Source organism: Streptomyces sp. NPDC048419 (assembly GCF_043200415.1).
Classification (GTDB): domain Bacteria; phylum Actinomycetota; class Actinomycetes; order Streptomycetales; family Streptomycetaceae; genus Streptomyces.
On record NZ_JBICXT010000001.1, the window covers coordinates 291229 to 314509 of the forward strand.

19 protein-coding genes and 2 pseudogenes are annotated in these 23281 nt (G+C 70.4%); 16 read left to right on the top strand and 5 right to left on the bottom strand.

The annotated features are described in order from the left end of the window. Positions 1 to 92: 92 nt before the first annotated feature. The gene (locus ACGFYN_RS01255) at positions 93 to 2522 is read right to left on the bottom strand and encodes an MFS transporter (protein ID WP_393863626.1); all 2430 of its coding nucleotides are present in this window, start codon (positions 2520 to 2522) and stop codon (positions 93 to 95) included. 212 nt (positions 2523 to 2734) lie between these two features. Beyond that, complete coding sequence (locus tag ACGFYN_RS01260; protein ID WP_393863627.1) at positions 2735 to 3178, bottom strand: SRPBCC family protein; 444 nt, start codon at positions 3176 to 3178, stop codon at positions 2735 to 2737. A 168-nt stretch (positions 3179 to 3346) separates the two neighbouring features. On the opposite strand from ACGFYN_RS01260, the gene ACGFYN_RS01265 reads away from it, so the two are divergent. The 3 genes and pseudogenes from ACGFYN_RS01265 to ACGFYN_RS01275 all read left to right on the top strand — a co-directional run bounded on the left by ACGFYN_RS01265 (position 3347) and on the right by ACGFYN_RS01275 (position 6566). Then, positions 3347 to 4390: an Rv2578c family radical SAM protein gene (locus ACGFYN_RS01265; protein ID WP_393863628.1), complete on the top strand. Its 1044-nt coding sequence runs from the start codon at positions 3347 to 3349 to the stop codon at positions 4388 to 4390. A gap of 135 nt (positions 4391 to 4525) precedes the next feature. Further along, on the top strand, positions 4526 to 6103 hold the full coding sequence (locus tag ACGFYN_RS01270) for an alpha/beta hydrolase (protein WP_393863629.1): 1578 nt from the start codon (positions 4526 to 4528) through the stop codon (positions 6101 to 6103). Positions 6104 to 6163: 60 nt separating this feature from the next. Further along, positions 6164 to 6566 (top strand): annotated as a pseudogene (locus ACGFYN_RS01275) (RidA family protein). A 1-nt stretch (position 6567) separates the two neighbouring features. On the opposite strand, the gene ACGFYN_RS01280 reads toward ACGFYN_RS01275, so the two are convergent. Further along, on the bottom strand, positions 6568 to 7143 hold the full coding sequence (locus ACGFYN_RS01280; RefSeq protein WP_393863630.1) for an adenylosuccinate lyase: 576 nt from the start codon (positions 7141 to 7143) through the stop codon (positions 6568 to 6570). Between the two features lie 394 nt (positions 7144 to 7537). Here ACGFYN_RS01280 and ACGFYN_RS01285 point away from each other — a divergent pair, with 394 nt between their 5' ends. The 10 genes and pseudogenes from ACGFYN_RS01285 to ACGFYN_RS01330 form a co-directional block, all read left to right on the top strand. Then, the gene (locus ACGFYN_RS01285) at positions 7538 to 9343 is read left to right on the top strand and encodes a 3-hydroxyacyl-CoA dehydrogenase family protein (RefSeq protein ID WP_393863631.1); all 1806 of its coding nucleotides are present in this window, start codon (positions 7538 to 7540) and stop codon (positions 9341 to 9343) included. A 160-nt stretch (positions 9344 to 9503) separates the two neighbouring features. Beyond that, entirely contained in the window at positions 9504 to 10316 is an 813-nt protein-coding gene (locus ACGFYN_RS01290; RefSeq protein ID WP_393863632.1) for a TetR family transcriptional regulator, read from the top strand. A 418-nt stretch (positions 10317 to 10734) separates the two neighbouring features. Beyond that, the gene (gene ccrA / locus ACGFYN_RS01295) at positions 10735 to 12072 is read left to right on the top strand and encodes a crotonyl-CoA carboxylase/reductase (RefSeq protein WP_393864140.1); all 1338 of its coding nucleotides are present in this window, start codon (positions 10735 to 10737) and stop codon (positions 12070 to 12072) included. Positions 12073 to 12089: 17 nt separating this feature from the next. Next, entirely contained in the window at positions 12090 to 14138 is a 2049-nt protein-coding gene (locus tag ACGFYN_RS01300; protein WP_393863633.1) for a protein meaA, read from the top strand. Beyond that, entirely contained in the window at positions 14135 to 15097 is a 963-nt protein-coding gene (locus ACGFYN_RS01305; RefSeq protein ID WP_393863634.1) for an HpcH/HpaI aldolase/citrate lyase family protein, read from the top strand. Before ACGFYN_RS01300 ends, ACGFYN_RS01305 begins: the two co-directional genes overlap by 4 nt. Positions 15098 to 15102: 5 nt before the next feature. Beyond that, positions 15103 to 15615: a MaoC family dehydratase gene (locus ACGFYN_RS01310; RefSeq protein ID WP_393863635.1), complete on the top strand. Its 513-nt coding sequence runs from the start codon at positions 15103 to 15105 to the stop codon at positions 15613 to 15615. A gap of 2 nt (positions 15616 to 15617) precedes the next feature. Further along, complete coding sequence (locus tag ACGFYN_RS01315) at positions 15618 to 16823, top strand: acyl-CoA dehydrogenase family protein (protein WP_393863636.1); 1206 nt, start codon at positions 15618 to 15620, stop codon at positions 16821 to 16823. 170 nt (positions 16824 to 16993) lie between these two features. Then, positions 16994 to 17650 (top strand): phosphatidylserine decarboxylase, encoded by a 657-nt coding sequence (locus tag ACGFYN_RS01320; protein WP_393864141.1) that lies wholly within the window; start codon positions 16994 to 16996, stop codon positions 17648 to 17650. Beyond that, positions 17637 to 18491, top strand: coding sequence for a CDP-diacylglycerol--serine O-phosphatidyltransferase (gene pssA / locus ACGFYN_RS01325; RefSeq protein ID WP_393863637.1), 855 nt, complete (start codon positions 17637 to 17639; stop codon positions 18489 to 18491). The genes ACGFYN_RS01320 and pssA overlap by 14 nt, the downstream gene beginning before the upstream one ends. Before the next feature lie 56 nt (positions 18492 to 18547). Continuing rightward, positions 18548 to 19102 (top strand): annotated as a pseudogene (locus ACGFYN_RS01330) (helix-turn-helix domain-containing protein); the annotation flags it as partial. Positions 19103 to 19170: 68 nt separating this feature from the next. On the opposite strand, the gene ACGFYN_RS01335 reads toward ACGFYN_RS01330, so the two are convergent. Beyond that, entirely contained in the window at positions 19171 to 20289 is a 1119-nt protein-coding gene (locus ACGFYN_RS01335; RefSeq protein WP_393864142.1) for a glycerate kinase, read from the bottom strand. 216 nt (positions 20290 to 20505) lie between these two features. Here ACGFYN_RS01335 and ACGFYN_RS01340 point away from each other — a divergent pair, with 216 nt between their 5' ends. Further along, entirely contained in the window at positions 20506 to 21579 is a 1074-nt protein-coding gene (locus ACGFYN_RS01340; RefSeq protein WP_393863638.1) for an ADP-ribosylglycohydrolase family protein, read from the top strand. A gap of 87 nt (positions 21580 to 21666) precedes the next feature. Further along, positions 21667 to 22161, top strand: coding sequence for an NUDIX domain-containing protein (locus ACGFYN_RS01345; protein WP_393863639.1), 495 nt, complete (start codon positions 21667 to 21669; stop codon positions 22159 to 22161). Between the two features lie 7 nt (positions 22162 to 22168). Here the strand turns inward: ACGFYN_RS01345 and ACGFYN_RS01350 are convergent, their stop codons facing one another. Further along, complete coding sequence (locus ACGFYN_RS01350) at positions 22169 to 22432, bottom strand: hypothetical protein (RefSeq protein WP_393863640.1); 264 nt, start codon at positions 22430 to 22432, stop codon at positions 22169 to 22171. Between the two features lie 87 nt (positions 22433 to 22519). Between ACGFYN_RS01350 and ACGFYN_RS01355 the strand changes: the two genes are divergently transcribed. After that, the gene (locus ACGFYN_RS01355) at positions 22520 to 23257 is read left to right on the top strand and encodes an NAD-dependent deacetylase (protein WP_393863641.1); all 738 of its coding nucleotides are present in this window, start codon (positions 22520 to 22522) and stop codon (positions 23255 to 23257) included. Positions 23258 to 23281 lie beyond the last annotated feature (24 nt).

Here is a 23281-nt window from a genome sequence, read left to right on the forward strand (position 1 = left end):
GGTGTGCGCCGGGGCGCCCGGTTCCGCATGACGCTGTGTCAGGCCGTACCGGGCCGCGTCACCCGGAATCGCCGAGTGCGGGTGCGGCGCCGTCAGTCCTCGTGCCCCAACTGCAGGTCCCGCTCGGTCCGTCCGCCCCCCGCGACCTGGAGAACGGTGGCGACCGGCGGATAGCCCGCGGCGATCACGGTGTACTCGCCGGACGACAGGTCGATGAACCGGAACGTTCCGTCGGGTCCGGTGGTGAGCGTGTCCACCACGTTGCCCGCCGCGTCGAGCAGCGTCACACGCGCGTCCTCGACGGGCCGCCCGCCGCTCGCCCGCACGGTGCCGCGCAGCACGGCGCCGCCCGCGAGCTCGACGTCCTGACGGGTCTCCCGGGCGGCCTGGACGCTGACCGGGAGCGCGGCCGGGCGGAACGCCGGCGCGCTCGCGGCGAGGGTGTACTCGCCCGCGACCAGCTCGCCGATGACGTAACCGCCCTCGCGTCCGCTGCGGGTGGTGGCCACGACCTCGCCGTGCACATTGGTGAGCGTGACGGAGGCGTCCCGCACCGGGGAGCCGTCGGCGGTCAGCACGCTGCCCGCGAGGCGTCCGGCGCCGCCGAGGACCACGTCCAGCTCCACGGGGCGCTCGCCGACGGTCACGGACACGGCCTGCGGCTGGTGGCCGGCCGCGGCGGCGATGAGCACGTAGGACCCCGAGCCGGGCGTGGACAGCGCGTACCGCCCGTCCTCGCCGCTCGCGCCCCGCCCGATCTGCTGTCCCGCCACGTCGATGAGCGTGAGCGCCGCGCGCGGGACGACGGTTCCGTCCGGATGCTGCACCGTGCCGCAGACGGGGATGCCGGCGGGGTAGGGCGAGCGCGGCGAGGTGGGGGTCCCCCCGGCCGAAGGCTGGGGGCGGGCGTGCGGGACCGAGGAGTTCACGGCGTCCGTTTCGGTCGCGTGGTGGGACGCTGCGCTGTTCAAGAGGGGGATCTCCTTGAGGAAGAAGGCGATGACGAGACCGAGGGCGAGCACCGGCACCAGGTAGAGGAAGATCCGGGGCATGGCGTCGGCGTAGGCCCGGATGTAGACGTCGCGCAGCGGCGCGGGCAGCGCGTGGACGAGCTGCGGGGTGATCGACTCGGGGTCGGGCAGCCGCGCACCGGCGCGCGCGGGCAGCCGCTGCGCGAGGGCGTCGGCCAGCCGGCGGGAGAAGAGGGTGCCGAAGACGGCGGCGCCGACGCTGCCGCCGATCTGCCGGAAGTAGTTGTTGGCGCTGGTGGCGGTGCCGAGGTCGGCCGGGGGCACTGAGTTCTGCACGGCGAGGACCAGGACCGGCATCACCATGCCGATGCCGGCACCGAGCACCGCCATCCAGACGCTGTACTGGAGCCGGGACGTGTCGACCTCGAGCCGGGAGAGCAGCCACATGCCGAGGACGGACACGGCGCTGCCGAGCACCGGGTAGAGCTTGTAGCGCCCGGTGTGGCTGATGAGCTGTCCGGAGACGATGGAGGCGACGACGATCCCGCCCATCATGGGCAGCATCAGCAGGCCGGACTCGGTGGCGGAGGCCCCGTCGACCATCTGCAGGAAGGTCGGCAGATAGCTGGCGGCGCCGAACAGCGCGACGCCGATCACCAGACCCACCAGGCTCGTGACGTTGAAGACCTGGTCCCTGAACAGCCTGAGCGGGATGAGGGGTTCGGCCGCGAAGTGCTCGGCGACGAGGAAGAGCACGGTGGCGGCGGCCGCTCCCGCGCCCAGCCCGACGATCTCCCGCGAGCCCCACGCGTACTCGGTGCCACCCCAACTGGTCAGCAGCACAAGGCAGGTGGAGGCCGCGGCGAGCAGCAGCGCACCGAGGACGTCGAGCCGCGGCTTGGTCCTCGGCCGGGGCAGCTTCAGCACGACGGTGACGACGGCCAGGGTGAGCAGCCCGAAGGGGACGTTGAAGTAGAAGCACCAGCGCCACGAGAGGTGGTCGGTGAAGTAGCCGCCCAGCAGCGGTCCGGCGACGGACGCGAGGCCGAACGCGGCGCCGATCAGGCCCATGAAGCGGCCGCGCCGCCGGGGCGGCACGATGTCGGCGATGATCGCCTGCACGCCGATCATGAGCCCGCCCGCGCCGGCGCCCTGGACGGCGCGGAAGGCGATCAGCTGGTTCATCGACTGCGCCCGGCCCGCGAGCGCGGCGCCGATCACGAAGACCACGATGGCGAACTGGAAGACACCCTTGCGGCCCAGCAGATCGCCGAGCTTGCCGTAGATCGGGAGCCCGACGGTGGCGGTCAGCAGATAGGCGGTGATCGCCCAGGACATGCGGTCCAGGCCGTGCAGCTCGCCGACGATCTTCGGGAGCGCGGTGGCGACGATCATCTGCTCCAGGGCGGCGAGCAGTAGCGCCAGCATCAGCCCGAGGAAGACCAACCGCACCCGGCGCGGGCCCAGTTCGGCCGTCACGGCGAGCGGGGCGGCAGGGGTCCGCGGGGGCGCCGGCGCCGTTTTTTCGTACACCAGAGTCGTCCCGCCCACGTACCGCTCCCCTCGTCACGCTGCCACGCAATTCCCGCGTAAGGCGACAACTACGAGCAAGCGCGACGAGTTACGGCATACCGGAGCGGCCTCTGGAGATCCACTCGATCCGGTGAGGGGTCCAACACCCCCCGGGCACCGGGGACTTGCTTCGCGGAGCCGGTCGTTCCGCCTCGCGAAGCCGGTCGTTCCGTCTCGCGACCTCGGTCGTTCTACTTCTCGACCTCGGTGGCGAGGCGCGCGAGCACCGCGTCGTAGATCCGGCCGAGACCCTTCGGTGCGAACGTCTTCTCGAAGAAGCCGCCGATGCCGCCGGCGCCGTTCCAGACGGTGGTCACGACGACCCGGGACCTGCCCTCGCCCGCCGGGGTGACCCGCCAGGTGGTGACCATCGAGGAGTTGCGGTCCTTCTCGACGAGCTCGCCGTCGGTGGGCTCGCTGACCTCCAGGAGGCAGTCGCGCACCCGCTTGCTGGTGGCCTGGAGCTTCCAGTGGACGAGGGAGCCCTCGCCGTCGCCTCCCTCGCGCACCTCGTACTCGCTGAACTGCTCGGGCAGCAGCTTCGCGCGTGTGCCGCTGTAGTCGGCGAGGGCGTCGAACACCTTCTCCGCGTCTGCCGCGACGACCCGCTCGGTAGTGGCCTCGACCTGCGCCATCGGTTCCTCCAGGACTTGCTTCTCGGGGTGGGGGCAAGCCAACCACCCCCGCGCACGGCCCCCCAAATCGGGGTGCCCGCAGGCGGGCCCGAAGGGATCGGAAAGCACCCTTGCACAGTAATTCGAACACGTGTTTCACTCGGGTGGCAGCGCTACCGAGGAGGCGTCATGCGCTGGGAGAACCTGACAGTGGAGTCCGGCGGCCACAGCCGCGCGGCCGACGCCGCGCTGTTCGGCGCGGACGCGGTGGTCAGCCGCACCTTCGACACGCCCGAATTCCGTGGGATCACCTTCCACGAGGTGCGGGCCCGCTCGATCATCAACCGGGTACCCGGGGCCTCGCGCATGCCCTTCGAGTGGACGGTGAACCCCTATCGCGGCTGCTCGCACGCGTGCGTGTACTGCTTCGCCCGCAAGACGCACACGTATCTGGACCTCGACTCGGGCCTCGACTTCGACTCGCAGATCGTGGTGAAGGTGAACGCCCCGGAGCTGCTGCGCCGTCAGCTCGGCTCCCGCCGCTGGCCCGGCGAGCACATCGCGATGGGCACGAACGTCGACTGCTATCAGCGCGCCGAGGGCCGCTACCGCCTGATGCCGGGCATCCTGTCCGCCCTGCGCGACCACGCCAACCCGTTCTCGATCCTGACCAAGGGCACGCTGATCCTGCGCGACCTGGACCTGCTGGTGCAGTCGGCACAGGTGACGGACGTCGGCATCTCCGTCTCGGTCGGCTTCACCGACCCCGAGCTGTGGCGCACGGTGGAGCCGGGCACACCGGCCCCGGAGCGCCGCCTGGACGTCGTCCGCACGCTCGCCGAGCACGGCCTCGACTGCGGCGTCCTGATGGCCCCCGTACTGCCGTTCCTGAGCGACCATCCGGCCCAACTGCGTGCCACCGTAAGGGCGATCGCCGCCTCGGGCGCCTCATCCGTCACACCGCTGGTGCTGCATCTGCGCCCCGGTGCCCGCGAGTGGTTCATGGCCTGGCTGTCCCAGCACCACCCGCACCTGGTGCGCCGCTACGAGCGCCTGTACGCGGACGGCTCCTACGCCCCGAAGTGGTACCAGCGCCGGATCACCCGTCAGGTCCACGAGCTGGCGCAGGAGTACGGGATCGGGCCCGCGCGCGCGGGGATGCCCCGCCGGATTCAGCCACCGGAGCCGCCCGCCCCGGCCGTGACCGAATCGACCCAACTAACGCTCATTTGAGATCATTCGAGGGCATCACGCGACCCAATTGGGTCAAGTCTTGCCAGAACGAGTTCTTCCGGGGGTGCTTTCCGGGACGATGCGGCGGGAACCGTGAGACTCGCGGTCCGCAACCCTCCGTCCTGGGAGGACTCCATGAGAAAACGCGCAGCCGTGCTGTGTGGTGCCGTCGTCGTCGTGGCCGGATCCTTCACGGCGCTCCCGGCCGACGCCAGCAACGCGCAGACCTCGTCGGCCGCTTCCGCCGCGAAACTGACCTGGAAGGGCTGCGGCACCACCGACTATCCGACGCTGCAATGCGCGTCGCTGAAGGTGCCGCTGGACCACGACAACCCGCACGGGCGGCAGGTCACGCTCGCCCTCTCGCGGGTGCAGCACACCGCGAAGAAGAGCCAGGGCCCGCTGCTGGTCAACCCCGGCGGCCCCGGCGGCAGCGGTCTCTCGCTGGCCGGATTCGTCGCGTCCTCGCTGCCCAAGTCGGTCGCGTCGCAGTACGACGTCATCGGCTTCGACCCGCGCGGCGTCGGCCAGAGCAAGCCCGCCCTGGACTGCAAGCCGGGCTACTTCAACCCCGTGCGCCCGGACTCGGTGCCGAGCACGCCGGCCCTCGAGAAGGCCAACCTCACCCGCGCCAAGTCCTTCGCCGCGGCCTGCGGCCAGAAGTACGCGGGCCTGCTCCCGTACATCAACACGATCCAGGCCGTGCGGGACATGGACTCCATCCGCGCGGCCTTGGGCGCCGAGAAGACCAGCTACTTCGGGTACTCCTACGGCACCTACCTCGGCGCGGTGTACGCCAAGCTCTTCCCCGACCGGGTGAAGCGCCTCGTCCTCGACTCGATCGTCGACCCCACGGGTGTCTGGTACGACGACAACATCTCGCAGGACTACGCCTTCAACGCCCGCCACCAGGCGCTGATGGCCTGGATCGCCAAGTACAACTCGACGTACAAGCTGGGCACCGACCCGGCCAAGGTCGAGGCCAAGTGGTACGCGATGCGCAAGGCGCTCGCGAAGACGCCGGCCGGCGGCAAGGTCGGGGCCTCCGAACTGGAGGACACGTTCATCCCCGGCGGCTACTACAACGGCTACTGGCCCTACCTCGCCGAGGCGTTCGCGGCGTACGTGAACGACCACAACTCCGACCCGCTGGTCGAGGCCTACGACAACTTCGCCGCCGTCGACGCCTCCGGGGACAACGGCTACAGCGTCTACACCTCGGTGCAGTGCCGTGACGCCGCCTGGCCGCGGGACTGGAACCAGTGGCGCAAGGACAACTGGGCGGTCTACGACAAGGCGCCGTTCATGGCCTGGAACAACGCCTGGTACAACGCGCCGTGCGCCTTCTGGCCGACGCACCACAAGCACCCGATCAGCATCGCCAACCACAAGCTGCCGCCGGTCCTGCTCTTCCAGGCGACCAACGACGCGGCCACCCCGTACGAGGGCGGCGCCACGGTCCACCGCCTGCTGGCCCGGTCGAGCTTCGTCGTCGAGCAGGGCGGCGGGAACCACGGCATCACGCTGAGCGGCAACGCCTGCCTGGACAAGTACCTCGCCGACTATCTGGCGAACGGCACGGTTCCGCGCAGCGGCGGCCAGATCGACGCGGTCTGTCCCAAGGTGCCCGATCCCACTCCGCTGAGCTCGAAGGCGGCGGCCACGTCCGCCGGCGGCTCGGCCCTGCACGGAATGCTCGGCTTCCACAGCTGAACACCCCGTAGGCGAAGGCCCGTCGGGGGCGTTGTCAGACCGGTGGTCCACGATGGACGCATGAGTGAGCTGACCAGGATTCCCGCCCCCGACGGGGTCTTCCCCGCCGCCCAGTACAGCCACGTCGTCATGGGCACCGGCCGCTTCGTCGCGATCGCCGGCCAGCTCGCCCGTCGACGAGGACGGCAGGCTCGTCGGCGAGGGGGACGCCGAGGCCCAGGCCCGCCAGGTCTTCGAGAACCTCCGCCGCTGCCTCGCCGCGGCCGGCGCCGGCTTCGACGACGTCGTCAAACTCACCTTCTTCGTCACGGACATGACCCACATGCCCGCCATCCGCAAGGCCCGGGCCACCCACATACCGGACGACCGCCTGCCGGCGGCCTCGGCGATCCAGGTGGCGGCGCTGGTCCGACCCGAATTCCTGATGGAGATCGAGGCGTTCGCGGTCGTGGAGGCCCCCTAGGTCACCGCTGCTTCGGAATCCGCGCCAGCGCCCGCACCGCCGCCTCCGCGAGGACCGGGTGGGCCAGGGCCTCGTTCAGTACGGGGCGGGCTCGGGCGTCCTCCAGGGTGCCGAGACCCTCCACGCAGGCGAGCGCCACGCGGCGGTAGGGGTCGTGGGGGCGCAGTCTGCGTTCCAGGGTGGTGATCAGTGCGGGGACGGACTCCGGGGCGTGCAGGCTGATCAGGAGGCGGACCGGGTAGAGGGCGTAGGCGACGCGGAGTTCGTTGGTCGCGAGGGTGGCGGCGGCGCGAGCGGTGCGGGGGTCGTCGAGACGAGCGAGAGCGTAGGCGGCGGAGGCGCAGCGCTGGGGCTCGCGGTGGTTGAGGAACAGGACGAGGGACTCGAAGGCGCGCCGGTCACCCGCGAGCCCCAGCCGGAACGCGGCCAGCTCCCGGGCCCACAGCGGCTGTCCGCTCTCGGTGAGCACCCGCGCCAGTGCGTCGAGGTCGTCGGTCGCCAGGAGGCGGTCGTACGCGAGGGAGCCACGCGACTCCGTCCGTAAGCGCTCCGTGAGTGATCGCAACTCTTCGTCCATGGCACGAGACTAGAGGGGGCGTGGATCTCCCGGGACGTACATCACAAAGCCGGGGGCTGGCGCGCTCGTTACCCGCCGGTTAAGCTCAGACGAGCGAGTTACCCACTCGCACCCCTTATGGCGGCCTGGTGACGCAGCCGCCGTGAGAGCAGTCGGTTCGGTACTTCGAGTACCGCAGCACGACCCGGCCTCGGGACAGGGCCGGTCGGTTTCCCACCGTTCGCTCCAGGCGTGTGCGCGCCCATGGCGACGGATCCGGGCGTGTGCGCTCGCAGCCCGGCAACACCCGCATTCAGCAACGCATCCGGTGCGCCCCAGGCCCGGCCTCGGCCGGTCTCCCCCGGCGCACCCGGACGCGCTCCCAGTCGTCACCCCTCATTCCTGGAGTCCCGCGATGGCCACTCCCCTGTCCCCCTCTCCTTCCTCTCCGCTGTCGACCGTCGCCGTCGTCGGCCTCGGCACCATGGGCACCGGCATCGCCGAGGTCCTCGCCCGGGCCGGCCGCGAGGTCGTCGGCATCGACATCAGCGAGGCCGCGGCCGCCAAGGCCGTCGCCGCCCTGGAGGCCGCCACCGCCCGTGCCGTCGAGCGGGGCCGCCTGACCGAGCAGGAGCGCGCCGACGCCCTCGCCCGCGTCCGCACCTCCACCGACCTGCGCGCCGCGGCCGACGCCGACCTCGTCATCGAGGTGGCTCCGGAGTCGTACGAGATCAAGCAGCAGATCTTCCGTGAACTCGACGGGATCGTGCGGCCGGACACGATCCTTGCGACCGGCACCAACGCCCTGTCCGTGACCCGCCTGGCCGCCGACTCCTCCCGTCCGGAGCGCGTGCTCGGCCTGCACTTCTTCAACCCGGCGCCGGCCATGAAGCTCGTCGAGGTGGTCTCCTCGGTGCTGACCGCGCCGACCGCCGTCTCCGCGGTCACCAACCTCGCCCTGGACCTCGGCAAGGAGCCCGTCGCGGTCGGCGACCGGCCCGGATTCGTCGCCGACGGGCTGCTGTTCGGCTACCTCAACCAGGCCGCCGCGATGTACGAGGCGAAGTACGCCTCCCGCGAGGACATCGACGCCGCGATGCGGCTCGGCTGCGGTCTGCCGATGGGCCCGCTCGCGCTGCTCGACCTGATCGGCGTCGACACGGCCCGCACGGTCCTGGAGGCCATGTACGCCGCGTCCCACGACCGTCTGCACGCCCCCGCCCCGATCCTCAAGCAGCTCAGCGAGGCGGGCCTGACCGGCCGTAAGTCGGGCCGCGGCTTCTACACCTACGAGGCCCCGGGCAGCGCCACCGTCGTGCGCGACGCGCTGACCCCGCTGGAGGGCGCCGCCCTCACCCCGGGCCGCGAGATCCGCTCGGTCGGCGTGGCCGGCTCCGGCACCATGGCGTCCGGCATCGTCGAGGTCTTCGCCAAGGCCGGGTACGAGGTCGTGCTCGCCGCCCGCAGCGAGGAGAAGGCGCAGACCGCCAAGGCCCGTATCGGCAAGTCGCTTTCGCGCTCCGTCGACAAGGGCCGGATGACCGCCGAGGCCGCGGCGCAGACCCTGGACCGGATCACCGCGGCGGGTTCCTACGAGGCCTTCGCCGACGTCGACCTTGCCGTCGAGGCCGTCGCCGAGGACCTGGAGATCAAGCAGCAGCTGTTCGCGACGCTGGACAAGGTCTGCAAGCCGGGCGCGATCCTGGCCACCACGACCTCCTCACTGCCGGTCGTCGCCTGCGCCCGCGCCACCTCGCGCCCGCAGGACGTGATCGGCATGCACTTCTTCAACCCGGCGCCGGCCATGAAGCTGGTCGAGGTCGTCCGTACGGTGCTGACCGCCGAGGACGTGCACGCGACGGTCCGCGAGGTCTGCGGCAGGATCAAGAAGCACGCGGTCGACTGCGGGGACCGCGCCGGCTTCATCGTGAACGCGCTGCTGTTCCCGTACCTCAACAACGCGATCAAGATGGTGCAGGAGCACTACGCGACCCTCGACGACATCGACGCCGCCATGAAGCTGGGCGGCGGCTACCCGATGGGCCCCTTCGAGCTCCTGGACGTCGTCGGGCTCGATGTCTCGCTCGCGATCGAGAAGGTGCTGCACCGCGAGTTCCGGGACCCGGGCCTGGCCCCGGCCCCGCTGCTGGAGCACCTGGTGGCCGCGGGCTGCCTCGGCCGCAAGACCGGTCGCGGCTTCCGTGAGTATGCCCGGCGCTGACAGCGTCGGCGACTGGTTCAGAGGCGAGACGGACTGGGGAGGGCTGCTCGAACCGGGCAGTCATCCCCCGGCCGCGGGCCGCGGCGCTCCCCCGCCCGAGCAGGGCGGGGGAAACCCCGTACATGCGCAACAAGCTGCGCACATGCAGTACGTTCGGGTCATGTCCCAGCCCGCCAAGTCCTCACGTACACCAGCCACGCCCGACGCGCCGGAAAGTGCCGCAGGCAGTCGCGCGGCCGCCCAGCGCCTCAAGATGCGCCGCGAACTGGCGGCCGCGGCGATGGAGCTGTTCGCGACCAAGGGGTACGAGGCGACCACCGTCGACGAGATCGCGGCCGCGGCCGGGGTCGCGCGCCGCACCTTCTTCCGCCACTTCCGCTCCAAGGAAGAGGCGATCTTCCCGGACCACGACGACACGCTGGTCCGCGCGGAGGCGGTGCTCAACGCGGCGCCCCCGCACGAGCATCCGCTCGACACGGTGTGCCGCGGCATCAAGGAAGTCATGCGGATGTACGCGGCCCGGCCGGAGATCTCGGTCGCGCGCTACAAGCTGACGCGCGAGGTGCCCACCCTGCGTGAGGCGGAGATCGCGTCGGTGGCCCGCTACGAGCGCCTCTTCACCCGCTATCTGCTCGGCCACTTCGACGAGCACGCGCACGACGACGACGCCAACGACGACCCGCTGCTGGCGGAGGTCGCCGCGTCCGCCGTGGTCACCGCCCACAACCACGTCCTGCGGCGCTGGCTCAGGGCCGGCGGGCAGGGCGACGTGGAGGCGCAGCTGGACCACGCCTTCGCCATCGTGCGCAAGACGTTCGGGACGGGCATCGGGGCGGGGCGTTCCACGGCACCGCGGCAGACGGCCCCCGCGACGGTCTCGCACCAGGGCGAGGTGCTGGTGACGGTCGCCCGCACGGACGCTCCGCTGGACGAGGTCATGCGGACCATCGAGGAGGCGCTCAAGGAGCGCTGAAAAGCTCCTCGCCGCTGTGATGACGGCCACCCTTCGGGGTGGCCGTTTTGGCATGTCAGGGCCCCTTTTCGAGGAAATTTCAGGGCCCATTCGATCGATCATCGCTCATTTGTTACGTAAAGATTTCACCTGAGTGGAATCTCTGGCACTCAGTGCCTTGCGGGGTGACACGCGGTGTCATACGTTGAAGGAGTCCGGGCGGCCGGCGTGCAGCGACCTTTCGTACGCCGGCTGTCCCAGCAAGTCATCGACCTGCGTGCCCGGACGCCTGCGTCACAGGCAACCTCCCGCGCCACAAAGCGCTGCCGAAGCACCACCGAGCCGAACCGACGGCACCTTCAAAAACCCTCAGCAGCACCGACGTAACCCGAAGCGTCCCTCCCTCAGGACGCGTATCGCCGGAGGCAACACCGTGACCGTGAAGGACATCCTGGACGCGATCCAGTCGCCGGAATCGACGCCGGCCGACTTCGCCGCCATGCCACTCCCCGAGTCGTACCGCGCGATCACCGTGCACAAGGACGAGACGGAGATGTTCACGGGTCTGGAGACCCGCGACAAGGACCCGCGCAAGTCGATCCACCTCGACGACGTGCCGCTGCCCGAGCTCGGCCCGGGCGAGGCCCTGGTGGCCGTCATGGCCTCCTCGGTCAACTACAACTCGGTGTGGACCTCGATCTTCGAGCCGCTGTCCACCTTCGGGTTCCTGGAGCGCTACGGCCGTACCAACGAGCTGGCCAAGCGCCACGACCTGCCGTACCACATCATCGGCTCCGACCTCGCGGGCGTCGTGCTGCGTACCGGTCCGGGCGTGAATGCCTGGCAGCCCGGTGACGAGGTCGTCGCGCACTGCCTGTCCGTCGAGCTGGAGTCCAGCGACGGCCACAACGACACGATGCTCGACCCCGAGCAGCGCATCTGGGGCTTCGAGACCAACTTCGGCGGCCTCGCCGAGATCGCGCTGGTCAAGTCCAACCAGCTGATGCCGAAGCCGGACCACCTCAGCTGGGAGGAGGCCGCGGCCCCCGGTCTGGTCAACTCCACCGCCTACCGCCAGCTGGTCTCCCGCAACGGCGCCGGCATGAAGCAGGGCGACAACGTCCTGATCTGGGGCGCGAGCGGCGGACTCGGCTCCTACGCCACCCAGTTCGCGCTGGCCGGCGGCGCCAACCCGATCTGCGTCGTCTCCAGCGACCAGAAGGCGGACATCTGCCGCGCGATGGGCGCCGAGGCGATCATCGACCGCAACGCCGAGGGCTACAAGTTCTGGAAGGACGAGCACAACCAGGACCCGCGCGAGTGGAAGCGCTTCGGCAAGCGGATCCGCGAGCTCACCGGCGGCGAGGACGTCGACATCGTCTTCGAGCACCCCGGCCGGGAGACCTTCGGCGCCTCCGTGTACGTCACGCGCAAGGGCGGCACCATCGTCACCTGCGCCTCGACCTCGGGCTACAACCACGAGTACGACAACCGCTACCTGTGGATGTCCCTGAAGCGGATCATCGGCTCGCACTTCGCCAACTACCGCGAGGCCTGGGAGGCCAACCGGCTCATCGCGAAGGGCAAGATCCACCCGACGCTGTCGAAGGTCTACTCCCTGGAGGAGACCGGTCAGGCCGCGTACGACGTGCACCGCAACCTCCACCAGGGCAAGGTCGGCGTGCTGTGCCTCGCCCCCGAGGAGGGCCTCGGCGTGCGCGACGAGGAGATGCGCGCCAAGCACATCGACGCCATCAACCGCTTCCGCAACATCTGAGACACCCGAGGTCATAGATGACTGAGCGTCAGCCCGCCGAAGGCAAGCGGGAGAAGGACCGGCCGTGGCTCATGCGCACGTACGCCGGTCACTCCACGGCCGAGGCGTCCAACGAGCTGTACCGGCGCAACCTCGCCAAGGGCCAGACCGGACTGTCGGTCGCGTTCGACCTGCCGACGCAGACCGGCTACGACTCCGACCACATCCTCGCCCGCGGCGAGGTCGGCCGGGTCGGCGTGCCGGTGGCCCATCTCGGTGACATGCGGCGGCTGTTCCAGGACATCCCCCTGGAGCAGATGAACACCTCGATGACGATCAACGCCACCGCCATGTGGCTGCTGGCGCTCTACCAGGTCGTCGCCGAGGAGCAGGGCGCGGACATCACCAAGCTCCAGGGGACGACCCAGAACGACATCGTCAAGGAGTACCTGTCCCGCGGCACGCACGTCTTCCCGCCGGGGCCGAGCCTGCGTCTGACGACGGACATGATCGCGTACACGGTCTCGCACATCCCGAAGTGGAACCCGATCAACATCTGCAGCTACCACCTGCAGGAGGCGGGCGCCACGCCGGTGCAGGAGATCGCGTACGCGATGTCCACCGCGATCGCGGTCCTGGACGCCGTCCGGGACTCCGGTCAGGTGCCCGCCGAGAAGTTCGGCGACGTCGTCGCCCGTATCTCCTTCTTCGTGAACGCCGGCGTGCGGTTCGTCGAGGAGATGTGCAAGATGCGGGCGTTCGGCCGCATCTGGGACAAGGTCACGCGGGAGCGCTACGGCATCGAGAACGCCAAGCAGCGCCGCTTCCGCTACGGCGTCCAGGTCAACTCCCTGGGCCTGACCGAGGCGCAGCCGGAGAACAACGTCCAGCGGATCGTCCTCGAGATGCTGGCCGTGACCCTCTCCAAGGACGCACGCGCACGTGCCGTCCAGCTCCCGGCCTGGAACGAGGCGCTGGGCCTGCCCCGCCCCTGGGACCAGCAGTGGTCACTGCGCATCCAGCAGGTGCTGGCGCACGAGAGCGACCTGCTGGAGTACGAGGACATCTTCGAGGGCTCGCACGTCATCGAGGCGAAGGTCGCGAAGCTGGTCGAGGACTCCCTCGCCGAGATCGAGCGGATCCAGGAGATGGGCGGCGCGATGGCCGCCGTCGAGTCCGGCTACCTCAAGTCGCAGCTCGTCTCCTCGCACGCCGAGCGGCGGGGCCGTATCGAGTCCGGCCAGGAGAAGATCGTCGGCGTCAACATCTTCGAGACGACCGAGCCGAACCCGCTGACGGCCGATCTGGACACGGCCATCCAGACGGTCGACCCCGCGGTCGAGGCCCGGGTGATCGCGGGCCTTCAGCACTGGCGCGACACCCGCTACCAGCCGCCCTTCAACCACCCGCGGCCCTGCAAGGCGCTGGAGAAGCTGAAGGAGGCCGCGAAGGGGACCGGCAACCTCATGGAGGCCACCCTGGAGTGCGCCCGCGCCGGTGTCACGACCGGCGAGTGGTCCGGGGCCCTGCGCGAGGTGTTCGGCGAGTTCCGCGCGCCGACCGGTGTGTCGTCGGCGCCGGTGGCGGTCCCGGCCGAGGAGGGCTCGGCGATGTCGCTGGTCCGCCGCAGGGTCGACCTGACCGCAAAGGACCTGGGAGTCGGCAAGCTCCGCTTCCTGGTCGGCAAGCCCGGCCTGGACGGCCACTCCAACGGCGCCGAGCAGATCGCCGTCCGCGCGCGTGACGCCGGCTTCGAGGTGGTCTACCAGGGCATCCGGCTCACGCCCGAGCAGATCGTGGACGCGGCCCTGGCCGAGGACGTGCACGCGGTCGGCCTGTCCATCCTCTCCGGCTCGCACGCCCAGCTGGTGCCGGACGTCCTGGAGCGGCTCCGTGTGGCCGGTGCCACAGACATACCGGTGATCGCCGGTGGCATCATCCCGAATGGTGACGCCGAGCAGCTCAGGGCCGCCGGTGTGGCCGCCGTCTTCACCCCGAAGGACTTCGACATCACCGGGATCATCGGCCGCATAGTCGACGAGATCCGGAAAGCGAACAAGCTCGACCCCCTGGAGGTCCCCGCATGACGACCGTCAACCGTCTCCGCCCGCGGCGCTCGTGCCTGGCCGTGCCCGGTTCGAACCCCCGCTTCCTGGAGAAGGCGCAGGGTCTCCCCGCGGACCAGGTCTTCCTCGACCTGGAGGACGCGTGCGCGCCGCTCGCCAAGCCCGAGGCCCGGCACACCATCGTCAAGTTCCTCAACGAGGGTGACTGGACCGGCAAGACGAGGGTCGTGCGGGTCAACGACTGGACCACCGAGTGGACGTACCGCGACGTCGTCACGGTCGTCGAGGGCGCCGGCCAGAACCTCGACTGCATCATGCTGCCGAAGGTGCAGACGGCCCAGCAGGTCGTCGCCCTGGACCTGCTGCTGACCCAGATCGAGAAGACCATGGGCTTCGAGGTCGGCAAGATCGGCATCGAGGCGCAGATCGAGAACGCCCAGGGCCTGAACAACGTCAACGAGATCGCGACGGCCTCCCAGCGCGTGGAGACGATCATCTTCGGCCCGGCCGACTTCATGGCCTCCATCAACATGAAGTCGCTGGTCGTGGGCGAGCAGCCGCCCGGCTACCCGGCGGACGCCTACCACTACATCCTGATGAAGATCCTGATGGCCGCCCGCGCCAACAACCTCCAGGCGATCGACGGCCCCTACCTGCAGATCCGCAACATCGACGGCTACCGCGAGGTCGCCCGGCGCGCCGCCGCGCTCGGCTTCGACGGCAAGTGGGTGCTGCACCCGGGCCAGGTCGAGGCGTCCAACGAGATCTTCTCGCCCTCGCAGGAGGACTACGACCACGCCGAGCTGATCCTGGACGCGTACGACTACTACACGTCCGAGGCGGGCGGCAGGAAGGGCTCCGCGATGCTCGGCGACGAGATGATCGACGAGGCCAGCCGCAAGATGGCCCTGGTCATCTCCGGCAAGGGCCGGGCCGCCGGCATGCAGCGCACCAGCAAGTTCGAGATCCCGGAGGCCTGACCCTCATGCAGTTCGGACGCACCTACGAGGAGTTCGAGGTCGGGGCGACGTACAAGCACTGGCCCGGAAAGACGGTCACCGAGTACGACGACCATCTCTTCTGTCTCCTCACCATGAACCACCACCCGCTCCACATGGACACCAACTATGCGGAGAAGACGACGGACTTCGGCAAGAACGTCGTCGTCGGGAACTACATCTACTCCCTGCTGCTCGGCATGTCGGTGCCGGACATCTCCGGGAAGGCGATCGCCAACCTGGAGATCGAGTCGCTCAAGCACGTGGCGCCGACCTTCCACGGCGACACGATCTACGGCCAGACGACCGTGCTCGACAAGTGGCCGTCCAAGTCGAAGAACGACCGCGGCATCGTCTACGTCGAGACCAAGGGCTACAAGCAGGACGGCACGCTGGTCTGCATCTTCCGCCGCAAGGTGATGGTGCCGACCGAGACGTACATCAAGGAGCGCGGCGGCGAGCAGCCCGGCCGCCCCGAGCTCAAGTCCCAGGAGAAGTAGCCATGGCGCGCCTCGCCCAGACCGCCGGTCTGACCGACATCCAGCAGGAGATCCTCTCCACCGTCCGCGACTTCGTGGACAAGGAGATCATCCCGGTCGCCACCGAGCTGGAACACCGCGACGAGTACCCGCAGCAGATCGTCGACGGCCTCAAGGAGTTGGGCCTGTTCGGCCTGATGATCCCGGAGGAGTACGGCGGCCTGGGCGAGTCGCTCCTCACCTACGCCCTGTGCGTCGAGGAGATCGCCCGCGGCTGGATGTCGGTCTCCGGCATCATCAACACCCACTTCATCGTGGCGTACATGCTCAAGCAGCACGGCACGCAGGAGCAGAAGGACCACTACCTGCCGCGCATGGCGGCCGGCGACATCCGCGGCGCCTTCTCCATGTCGGAGCCGGCCCTCGGCTCGGACGTCTCGGCCATCACCTCCAAGGCGGTCAAGGACGGTGAGGAGTACGTCCTCAACGGCCAGAAGATGTGGCTGACGAACGGCGGAACGTCAAGCCTGGTCGCCGTTCTCGTCCGAAGTGACGAAGGACACCCTGAGGGCACCGCGCCCCACAAGTCGATGACCACCTTCCTGATCGAGAAGGAGCCCGGCTTCGGAGAGGTCCGCCCCGGCCTCACCATCCCCGGGAAGATCGACAAGATGGGCTACAAGGGTGTCGACACCACCGAGCTGATCATGGATGGCCTGCGGCTTCCGGCCGATCAGGTGCTCGGCGGCGTCACCGGCCGAGGTTTTTACCAAATGATGGACGGAGTCGAGGTCGGTCGCGTCAACGTGGCGGCGCGTGGCTGCGGCGTCGCACAGCGTGCCTTCGAACTCGGCATCCGATACGCCCAGCAGCGGCACACTTTCGGCAAGGCGATCGCCCAGCACCAGGCCATCCAGTTCAAGCTGGCCGAGATGGCCACCAAGGTCGAGGCCGCCCATGCGATGATGGTGAACGCGGCACGCAAAAAGGACTCCGGAGAGCGAAACGACCTTGAGGCCGGGATGGCGAAGTACCTCGCCTCCGAGTACTGCAAGGAGGTCGTGGAGGACGCCTTCCGGATCCACGGCGGCTACGGCTTCTCCAAGGAGTACGAGATCGAGCGCCTCTACCGCGAGGCGCCGATGCTGCTGATCGGCGAAGGTACCGCCGAGATCCAGAAAATGATCATCGGTCGCAGGCTGCTCGAAGAGTATCGATTCCAGGGCTAGATGTCCGGATACGGGGTGTTTTCTTGGAGAAGAAGATCACACCCCGTCATCCTTCTTCTGCCTCCGACTCGGCTTCCTGGCTTGCCCAGTTGTGGTCCGCGACCGGTACGATCCCGGGAAAGCCGCCGTCCCCCGTTACTGCGCGGCATCATCCGCTACGAAGGTCATCCATGCCCCACAGCCAAACCTCTGCACCAAGCGACAGCCGGGCCGGCGTACGCCTCGCGCGCGGAGCATCGCCGTGGCTTCTCCCGACCGTCGCCACCGCAGCCCTCAGCCTCGCCCGTGCGCGCCGCTCCGGCGTCGCCAAGGCCGTGGCCGTGCCCGCCACCGCGCTCGCGGCGGGCATGCTGTGGTTCTTCCGCGACCCCGAGCGTGAGATCGCCCAGGGCCGGGTCATCTCCCCCGCCGACGGCGTGGTGCAGAGCATCATGCCGTGGAAGGACGGCCGCACCCGCGTCGCGATCTTCATGAGCCCGCTCAACGTCCACGTCAACCGCGCGCCGCTCTCCGGCACGGTGACGTCGGTCGAGCACATCCCCGGCGGGTTCGTACCGGCGTTCAACAAGGAGAGCGAGAACAACGAGCGCGTAGTCTGGCATTTCGACACCGAACTCGGCGACATCGAGATGATCCAGATCGCCGGTGCGGTGGCCCGCCGCATCGTCCCCTACATCCCGCAGGGCACGAAGGTCGAGCAGGGCGACCGCATCGGGCTGATCCGCTTCGGCTCGCGCGTCGACATCTACCTGCCCGAGGGCGTGGAAGTCGCGGTCGAGGTCGGTCAGAAGACCGTGGCTGGGGTGACTCGCATTGACCGTGATTGATCCTGAGACCCAGGCGGGCTGGGTGCCCGAGGCGGACGAGGTGGACGAAGAGGAGGAGATGCCCCTCTCTCTGCGCCTCTCGATAGCGGACACCCTCACCCTCGGCAACGCCACGTGCGGCTTCATGGCGGTGTACTTCACCACCACCGGCATCCTGATCCCGCACCTCACCGGCGACCAGGAGACCGGCATGGCCCGCCACAGCGCGGCCACCGCGGTGATCCTGATGCTGTGCGCGGCGGTCTTCGACCTGTTCGACGGCCTGGTGGCGCGCAAGCTCCGCTCCTCCCCCATGGGGGCGGAGCTGGACAACCTCTCGGACCTGATCAGCTTCGGCCTGGCGCCGGCGTACTTCGTCCTCGTCTACGGCATGGTCGCCGACGACGCGCATCAGCGGATGGCCGCGGTCGGGGCAATCGTGGTGCTCCTGGCCGTCGTACTACGGCTGGCGCGCTTCTCCTGCGTGACGGTGCCGAACGGCATGTTCCAGGGCATGCCGTCACCGTTCGGGGCACTGACGGTCGTCTCGATCGTGCTGCTCGAGCTGCCCTTCGTGGCGACGCTCCTGGCGATCGTGGGCACGGCCTGGCTGATGGTGAGCCGGGTCGAGTACCCGAAGCCGCGGGGCCGCCTCGCGGTGGCCATGCTGTCCTGGATCGTCGTATCGATGGGCCTCCTGGCGGCCTGGGCGTTCGACGCCCCGGGCGGTCAGCTGCTGCTCCAGACGGGCTGCGCGCTGCAGCTGGTCACCGGCGCGGTGATCCCGCTGTTCGCCACGGCCCGCCGGGTGAACAACTTCCGCGGCAACCGGCGTGAGGCACGGGCGGCCCAGCTGCCGTAGGCTCCGCCGCGACGCTCCCGAGGGGGCCCGAACCGTTCACGGTTCGGGCCCCCTCGCTGCGGGGCGCCGGGTTCCGGTTCGTCTGGCGGATGCGGGCGGACTGCGAGGTCGGGGTCGTCGCGCCGGCGCCCGGCCAGAACCTGGACGGCGTTGCACGGGTGCTGGACGGGAGGCGCTCGGGGCCTGGCGGCATCAGTCCGGTGGTGCCCGGGCTCGCCGATCTCGGCCGGGCCCGGCGGCTCGCCGAACTGGCGCTGCGCACCTGCCCGCCCGATGCGAGCGCCGTCGTACGGCTGGACCGGCGCATGCCGACCGCGCTCGTGGTGAGCCAGCCCGAACTCGCCGACCGTCTGGTGGCGGACGCGTTCGGGGCGCTGCTGGAACTGGAGCCCGCCGACCGGGCGGTGCTGCTCGAGACCCTCGACGTGTGGCTGGTGTGCGAGGGCTCGGCGGGCCGGCCCGCGGGACGCCTGTACTGCCACCTCAACACGGTCTTCAACCGGCTGCGGCGCCTGGAACAGCTGACGTCCCGCTCACTGGCCCGGCCACGGGACCACATCGGGATGACACTGGCCCTGGACGCGTACCGCCTGTCGGGGGCGCGCGGTTGACGACACCGGTCCCGGCCAGCATGGCGTGCAGAGCCCTCGGACGAGGAGGGGTCCTCGGACGAGGGTCCTCAGACGAGGAAGTCCCGCGCGATGTGCTCCGCGACCCGCTCCAGGATCGGGCCCGCGTCCGCGATGCACTTCGCGACGTCCGGCTCCAGCTCCGTCAGGGGGTAGGCGCGGCGGATGCCCGCGCGGCCGAGTGCCTCCGGCGGCAGGGCGACGCGGCCGCACACGGCGATGACCTCCTTGTCCGCGGCGCGGGCCGCGGCGGCGACGCCCGCGGGCGCCTTGCCGTGCAGGGTCTGCTCGTCCAGCGAGCCCTCGCCGGTGATCACCAGGTCCGCCCACTCCAGCGCGGGCGCGAAGCCCAGCACCTCGAGCATGACCTCGATGCCCGGGCGGAAGCGGGCGCCGACGAGGAGCGCGCCGTAGCCGATGCCGCCGGCCGCGCCCGCGCCCGGGGAGGCCGCGAACTCCGCCGCCTTCGCCCCGGCCGCCTTCTCCAGCACCGTCGCGTAGTGCGCGAGGGCGGAGTCCAGGGTCTCCACGTCGTCCGGGGAGGCGCCCTTCTGCGGGCCGTAGACGGCGGGCGCGCCCTTCGGTCCGGTCAGCGGGTTGTCGACGTCGCTGGCCAGCACCAGTTCGACGGAGCCGAGGCGCGGGTCCAGATCCGAGAGGTCGGCGGAGACCAGCTCGCTCAGGCCGCCGCCGCCCGGGGGCACCGGCTCCCCGTCCGCGTCCAGGAACCGCGCGCCGAGCGCGGACAGCATTCCGGCGCCGCCGTCGGTGGTCGCGCTGCCGCCCACGCCGAACACGATGGTCCGCGCGCCCGCGTCCAGGGCGGCGCGCAGCAGCTCGCCGGAGCCGTACGTGGACGACGTGAGCGGTGCGAAGACGCCGGCCGGCAGCCGCTGGAGGCCGCTCGCCTCCGCCATCTCCACGACCGCGGTGCCGCCGCGCAGCGCGAACGACGCCGTGACCTCGTCCCCGAGCGGTCCCGCGACGCGCACGTCGCGCCGCTCGAAACCGGCCGCGACCGCCGCGTCCACGGTCCCGTCGCCGCCGTCGGCCACGGGCAGGGCCTCCACCGGGAGGTCCGGTACGACCCGGCGCAGCCCGGCCGTCACCCGCTGCGCGACCTGCACGGCCGTCAGCGACCCTTTGAACTTGTCCGCGGCGATGAGCACCCTCCGGGTGCCCGTGCCTGCAGCGTCCGCCACCTTGTCTTCCCCTTGCTCTCCGGGCCTCGCACGTGTCAAGGCCAGTCGCGCCGCTGCGACCATAACCGGAGGAAGGCCCCGCCGTCATGCCCCGCCCGGACCGTGGGACGCGTCCGGCGCTCGTCCCTGCGTCCTTGCGCGAAGGGCGCGCGGCCGGGTCCGGAATTGGGTAAACCAGGAGCTATGACCCCTGTGGGCACTGAGCCGGAGCTCGCCGACCGCATCCTCGGGGCCTGGCTGGGCCGGATCGCGGGCAACATGCTCGGTAAACCGGTCGAGCAGGGCGACCTGTGGACGCGCGACCGGATCGACCGTTACCTGCGGCAGGCAGCAGCCCTGCCCCTGACCGACTACCTCCCCGAGCCCGCCGTCGAGAGCGACGGCTTCGAGCTGCGCCCCGAGTGGCGCCAGTGCGTACGCGGCCGCATCCACGGCAGCTGCCGCGATGACGACGTCGACTACGCCATCCTCGGCCTTGACCTGCTGGAGACCCACGGCTTCGGCTTCAGCACGGAGCAGGTCGGGGAGCTGTGGCTGCTGCGGCTGCCGTATCTGCAGACCTTCACGGCGGAACGGGCGACGTACCGCAACCTCGCCAACGGGATCAAGCCGCCGCTGACGGCCACGTACGACAACCCGTACCAGGAGTGGATCGGCGCCCTGATCCGCGCCGACATCTACGGCTGGACCTGCCCCGGTGTCCCGCGCCGCGCGGCCTCCCTGGCCCGCCGCGACGCGGTGCTGTCGCACACCGGCAACGGCGTGTACGGCGCGATGTGGGCGGCGGCGCTGATCGCGGCGGCGTTCACGGCGCCCACCGTGCGGCACGCGGTGGACCAGGCGCTGGCGGTGATCCCGGCGAGCAGCCGGCTCGCGCGCACCGTGCGCCGCGTCGTCTCGCTCCACGACACCCGGATGACCTGGGAGGACACCCTCGCGACGGTCTCGGAGGAGACCGCCGGGCTCGGCTGGATCCACACCATCCCGAACGCGGCGGTCATCACCGCGGGCCTCCTGTACGGCGACGGCGACTTCACCCGCACCATCACCCTCACCGTCCGCGGCGGCCTGGACACCGACTCCAACGGCGCGACCGCCGGCTCGGTGGCCGGCGTCCTGACGGGGGCGGACGCCATCCCGGCGCAGTGGAAGGAACCGCTGGAGGACACCGTCCGCAGCGCGGTGTTCGGCTTCGACGGGGCACGGATCAGCGAGCTGGCGCAGCGGACGCTCCAGCTGGCGGGGACGGAGAGCTAGGGCCCGGAGTCAGCCGGAGTCCGGGCCAGGAGGCGGGGCCCGGATGCTCGGACCGGAGGTGCCGTGCCGGCTGGTTACCCTTCCTGGATGACCTCCACGCCAGACTTCGCCACGTACATCGCCGGCCTGCCCCGCGTCCTCGCCGGCGCCGCCGCCCTCTTCCGCGACGCCGAGGGCCGGGTGCTACTCGTCGAGCCCAACTACCGCGAGGGCTGGGCGCTTCCGGGCGGCACGATCGAGTCCGACGACGGCGAGAGCCCGCGCCAGGGCGCGCACCGCGAGACGCTGGAGGAGATCGGTCTCGACCGCGAGCTGGGGCGCCTGCTCGCGGTGGACTGGGTGTACCGGCCGGGCTGGCCGCCGCTGGTGGCCTACCTCTACGACGGCGGTGTACTCACCGAGGACGACTTCAAGGCGATCCGTCTCCAGGAGGAGGAGCTGCTGTCGTGGCGGCTCGTGGGGCGCGAGGACCTCGACGACTTCCTGCTCGGTACCCTCGGCCACCGCGTCCTGGCCGCCCTGGACGTGCTGGCGGAGGGCTCGGGCACGGCGGAGCTCGAGAACGGCCGCCGGGTGGGCTGAGCCGCCGCTACCGGGCGAGCGCCTCGTCCGGGTCGATGTGGCCGTGGTGGATCTGGCTGTGGTCGCGGTCGTTGCACGCGTCGTCCACCGACTGGGCGGTCCACGGCGCGGCCACCGGGACGAGCGCCATGGCCTCCTTGCAGAGCCCGTTGGTGGTCAGGGTCCTGCCCCCGATGTTGATGCGTCCGTGGTCGCCGTTGTCGGCGTGGGCCGGGGTGGCGAGCGCGAGACCGGCCATGGTGAGCGCCGCGAGGGCGCCGATCTTCTTCATAGCCTGGCCAACGACACCGGGATCGGGCAGGTCACGCCGCCGAATACTTCTTGGCTCCGAGCGGGGAGGCGCCCTTACGCTCGGCCTATGAACAGGCCTCTCGTCGCCGTCCTCAGTGGCGCCGGCATCTCCACCGACTCCGGCATCCCCGACTACCGCGGCCCGAACGGTCTGTGGCGCAAGGACCCCGAGGCCGAGAAGCTCGTGACGTACGAGTACTACATGGGCGATCCGGAGATCCGGCGGCGGTCCTGGCGGATGCGGCGCGAGAACGGCGCGCTCCGGGCCGAGCCGAACGCCGCGCACCGGGCCGTCGCCGAGCTGGAGAGGTCCGGCGTGCCGGTCAGGGTCATCACGCAGAACGTCGACGGGCTGCACCAGCTAGCCGGCCTGCCCGCCCGCAAGGTGCTCGAACTGCACGGCAGCGCGCGGAGCGTGGTGTGCACCGGGTGCCGGGCACGCGGGTCGATGGAGGCGGCACTCGCGCGCGTCGACGCGGGAGAGGCAGACCCGCCCTGCCTGGAGTGCGCCGGCATCCTGAAGCCGGCGACCGTGATGTTCGGCGAGCACCTCGACCCGGTGGTGCTCGGTGACGCGCTCGCCATCAGCAAGGCGTGCCAGGTCTTCGTCGCCGTCGGCAGCAGCCTGCAGGTCCAGCCCGCCGCCGGGCTCGCGGGCGTCGCTGCCGACCACGGGGCGCGGCTGATCATCGTCAACGCCGAGCCCACGCCGTACGACGAACTCGCGGACGAGGTCGTGCGCGCGCCCATCGGAACGGCACTGCCCGAGCTGCTGCGCGGGCTGGGCACGGATGCGGCGGGCTGATCGCCGCGTCATGGACGGAGCCGG

Coding starts and splice junctions, on each gene's coding strand:
- ACGFYN_RS01260 (WP_393863627.1), bottom strand. CDS start 3,178: ATGGCGCAGGTCGAGGCCACTACCGAGCGGGTCGTCGCGGCAGACGCG.
- ACGFYN_RS01265 (WP_393863628.1), top strand. CDS start 3,347: ATGCGCTGGGAGAACCTGACAGTGGAGTCCGGCGGCCACAGCCGCGCG.
- ACGFYN_RS01270 (WP_393863629.1), top strand. CDS start 4,526: ATGAGAAAACGCGCAGCCGTGCTGTGTGGTGCCGTCGTCGTCGTGGCC.
- ACGFYN_RS01280 (WP_393863630.1), bottom strand. CDS start 7,143: ATGGACGAAGAGTTGCGATCACTCACGGAGCGCTTACGGACGGAGTCG.
- ACGFYN_RS01285 (WP_393863631.1), top strand. CDS start 7,538: ATGGCCACTCCCCTGTCCCCCTCTCCTTCCTCTCCGCTGTCGACCGTC.
- ACGFYN_RS01290 (WP_393863632.1), top strand. CDS start 9,504: ATGTCCCAGCCCGCCAAGTCCTCACGTACACCAGCCACGCCCGACGCG.
- ACGFYN_RS01300 (WP_393863633.1), top strand. CDS start 12,090: ATGACTGAGCGTCAGCCCGCCGAAGGCAAGCGGGAGAAGGACCGGCCG.
- ACGFYN_RS01305 (WP_393863634.1), top strand. CDS start 14,135: ATGACGACCGTCAACCGTCTCCGCCCGCGGCGCTCGTGCCTGGCCGTG.
- ACGFYN_RS01310 (WP_393863635.1), top strand. CDS start 15,103: ATGCAGTTCGGACGCACCTACGAGGAGTTCGAGGTCGGGGCGACGTAC.
- ACGFYN_RS01315 (WP_393863636.1), top strand. CDS start 15,618: ATGGCGCGCCTCGCCCAGACCGCCGGTCTGACCGACATCCAGCAGGAG.
- ACGFYN_RS01320 (WP_393864141.1), top strand. CDS start 16,994: ATGCCCCACAGCCAAACCTCTGCACCAAGCGACAGCCGGGCCGGCGTA.
- ACGFYN_RS01340 (WP_393863638.1), top strand. CDS start 20,506: ATGACCCCTGTGGGCACTGAGCCGGAGCTCGCCGACCGCATCCTCGGG.
- ACGFYN_RS01345 (WP_393863639.1), top strand. CDS start 21,667: ATGACCTCCACGCCAGACTTCGCCACGTACATCGCCGGCCTGCCCCGC.
- ACGFYN_RS01350 (WP_393863640.1), bottom strand. CDS start 22,432: ATGAAGAAGATCGGCGCCCTCGCGGCGCTCACCATGGCCGGTCTCGCG.
- ACGFYN_RS01355 (WP_393863641.1), top strand. CDS start 22,520: ATGAACAGGCCTCTCGTCGCCGTCCTCAGTGGCGCCGGCATCTCCACC.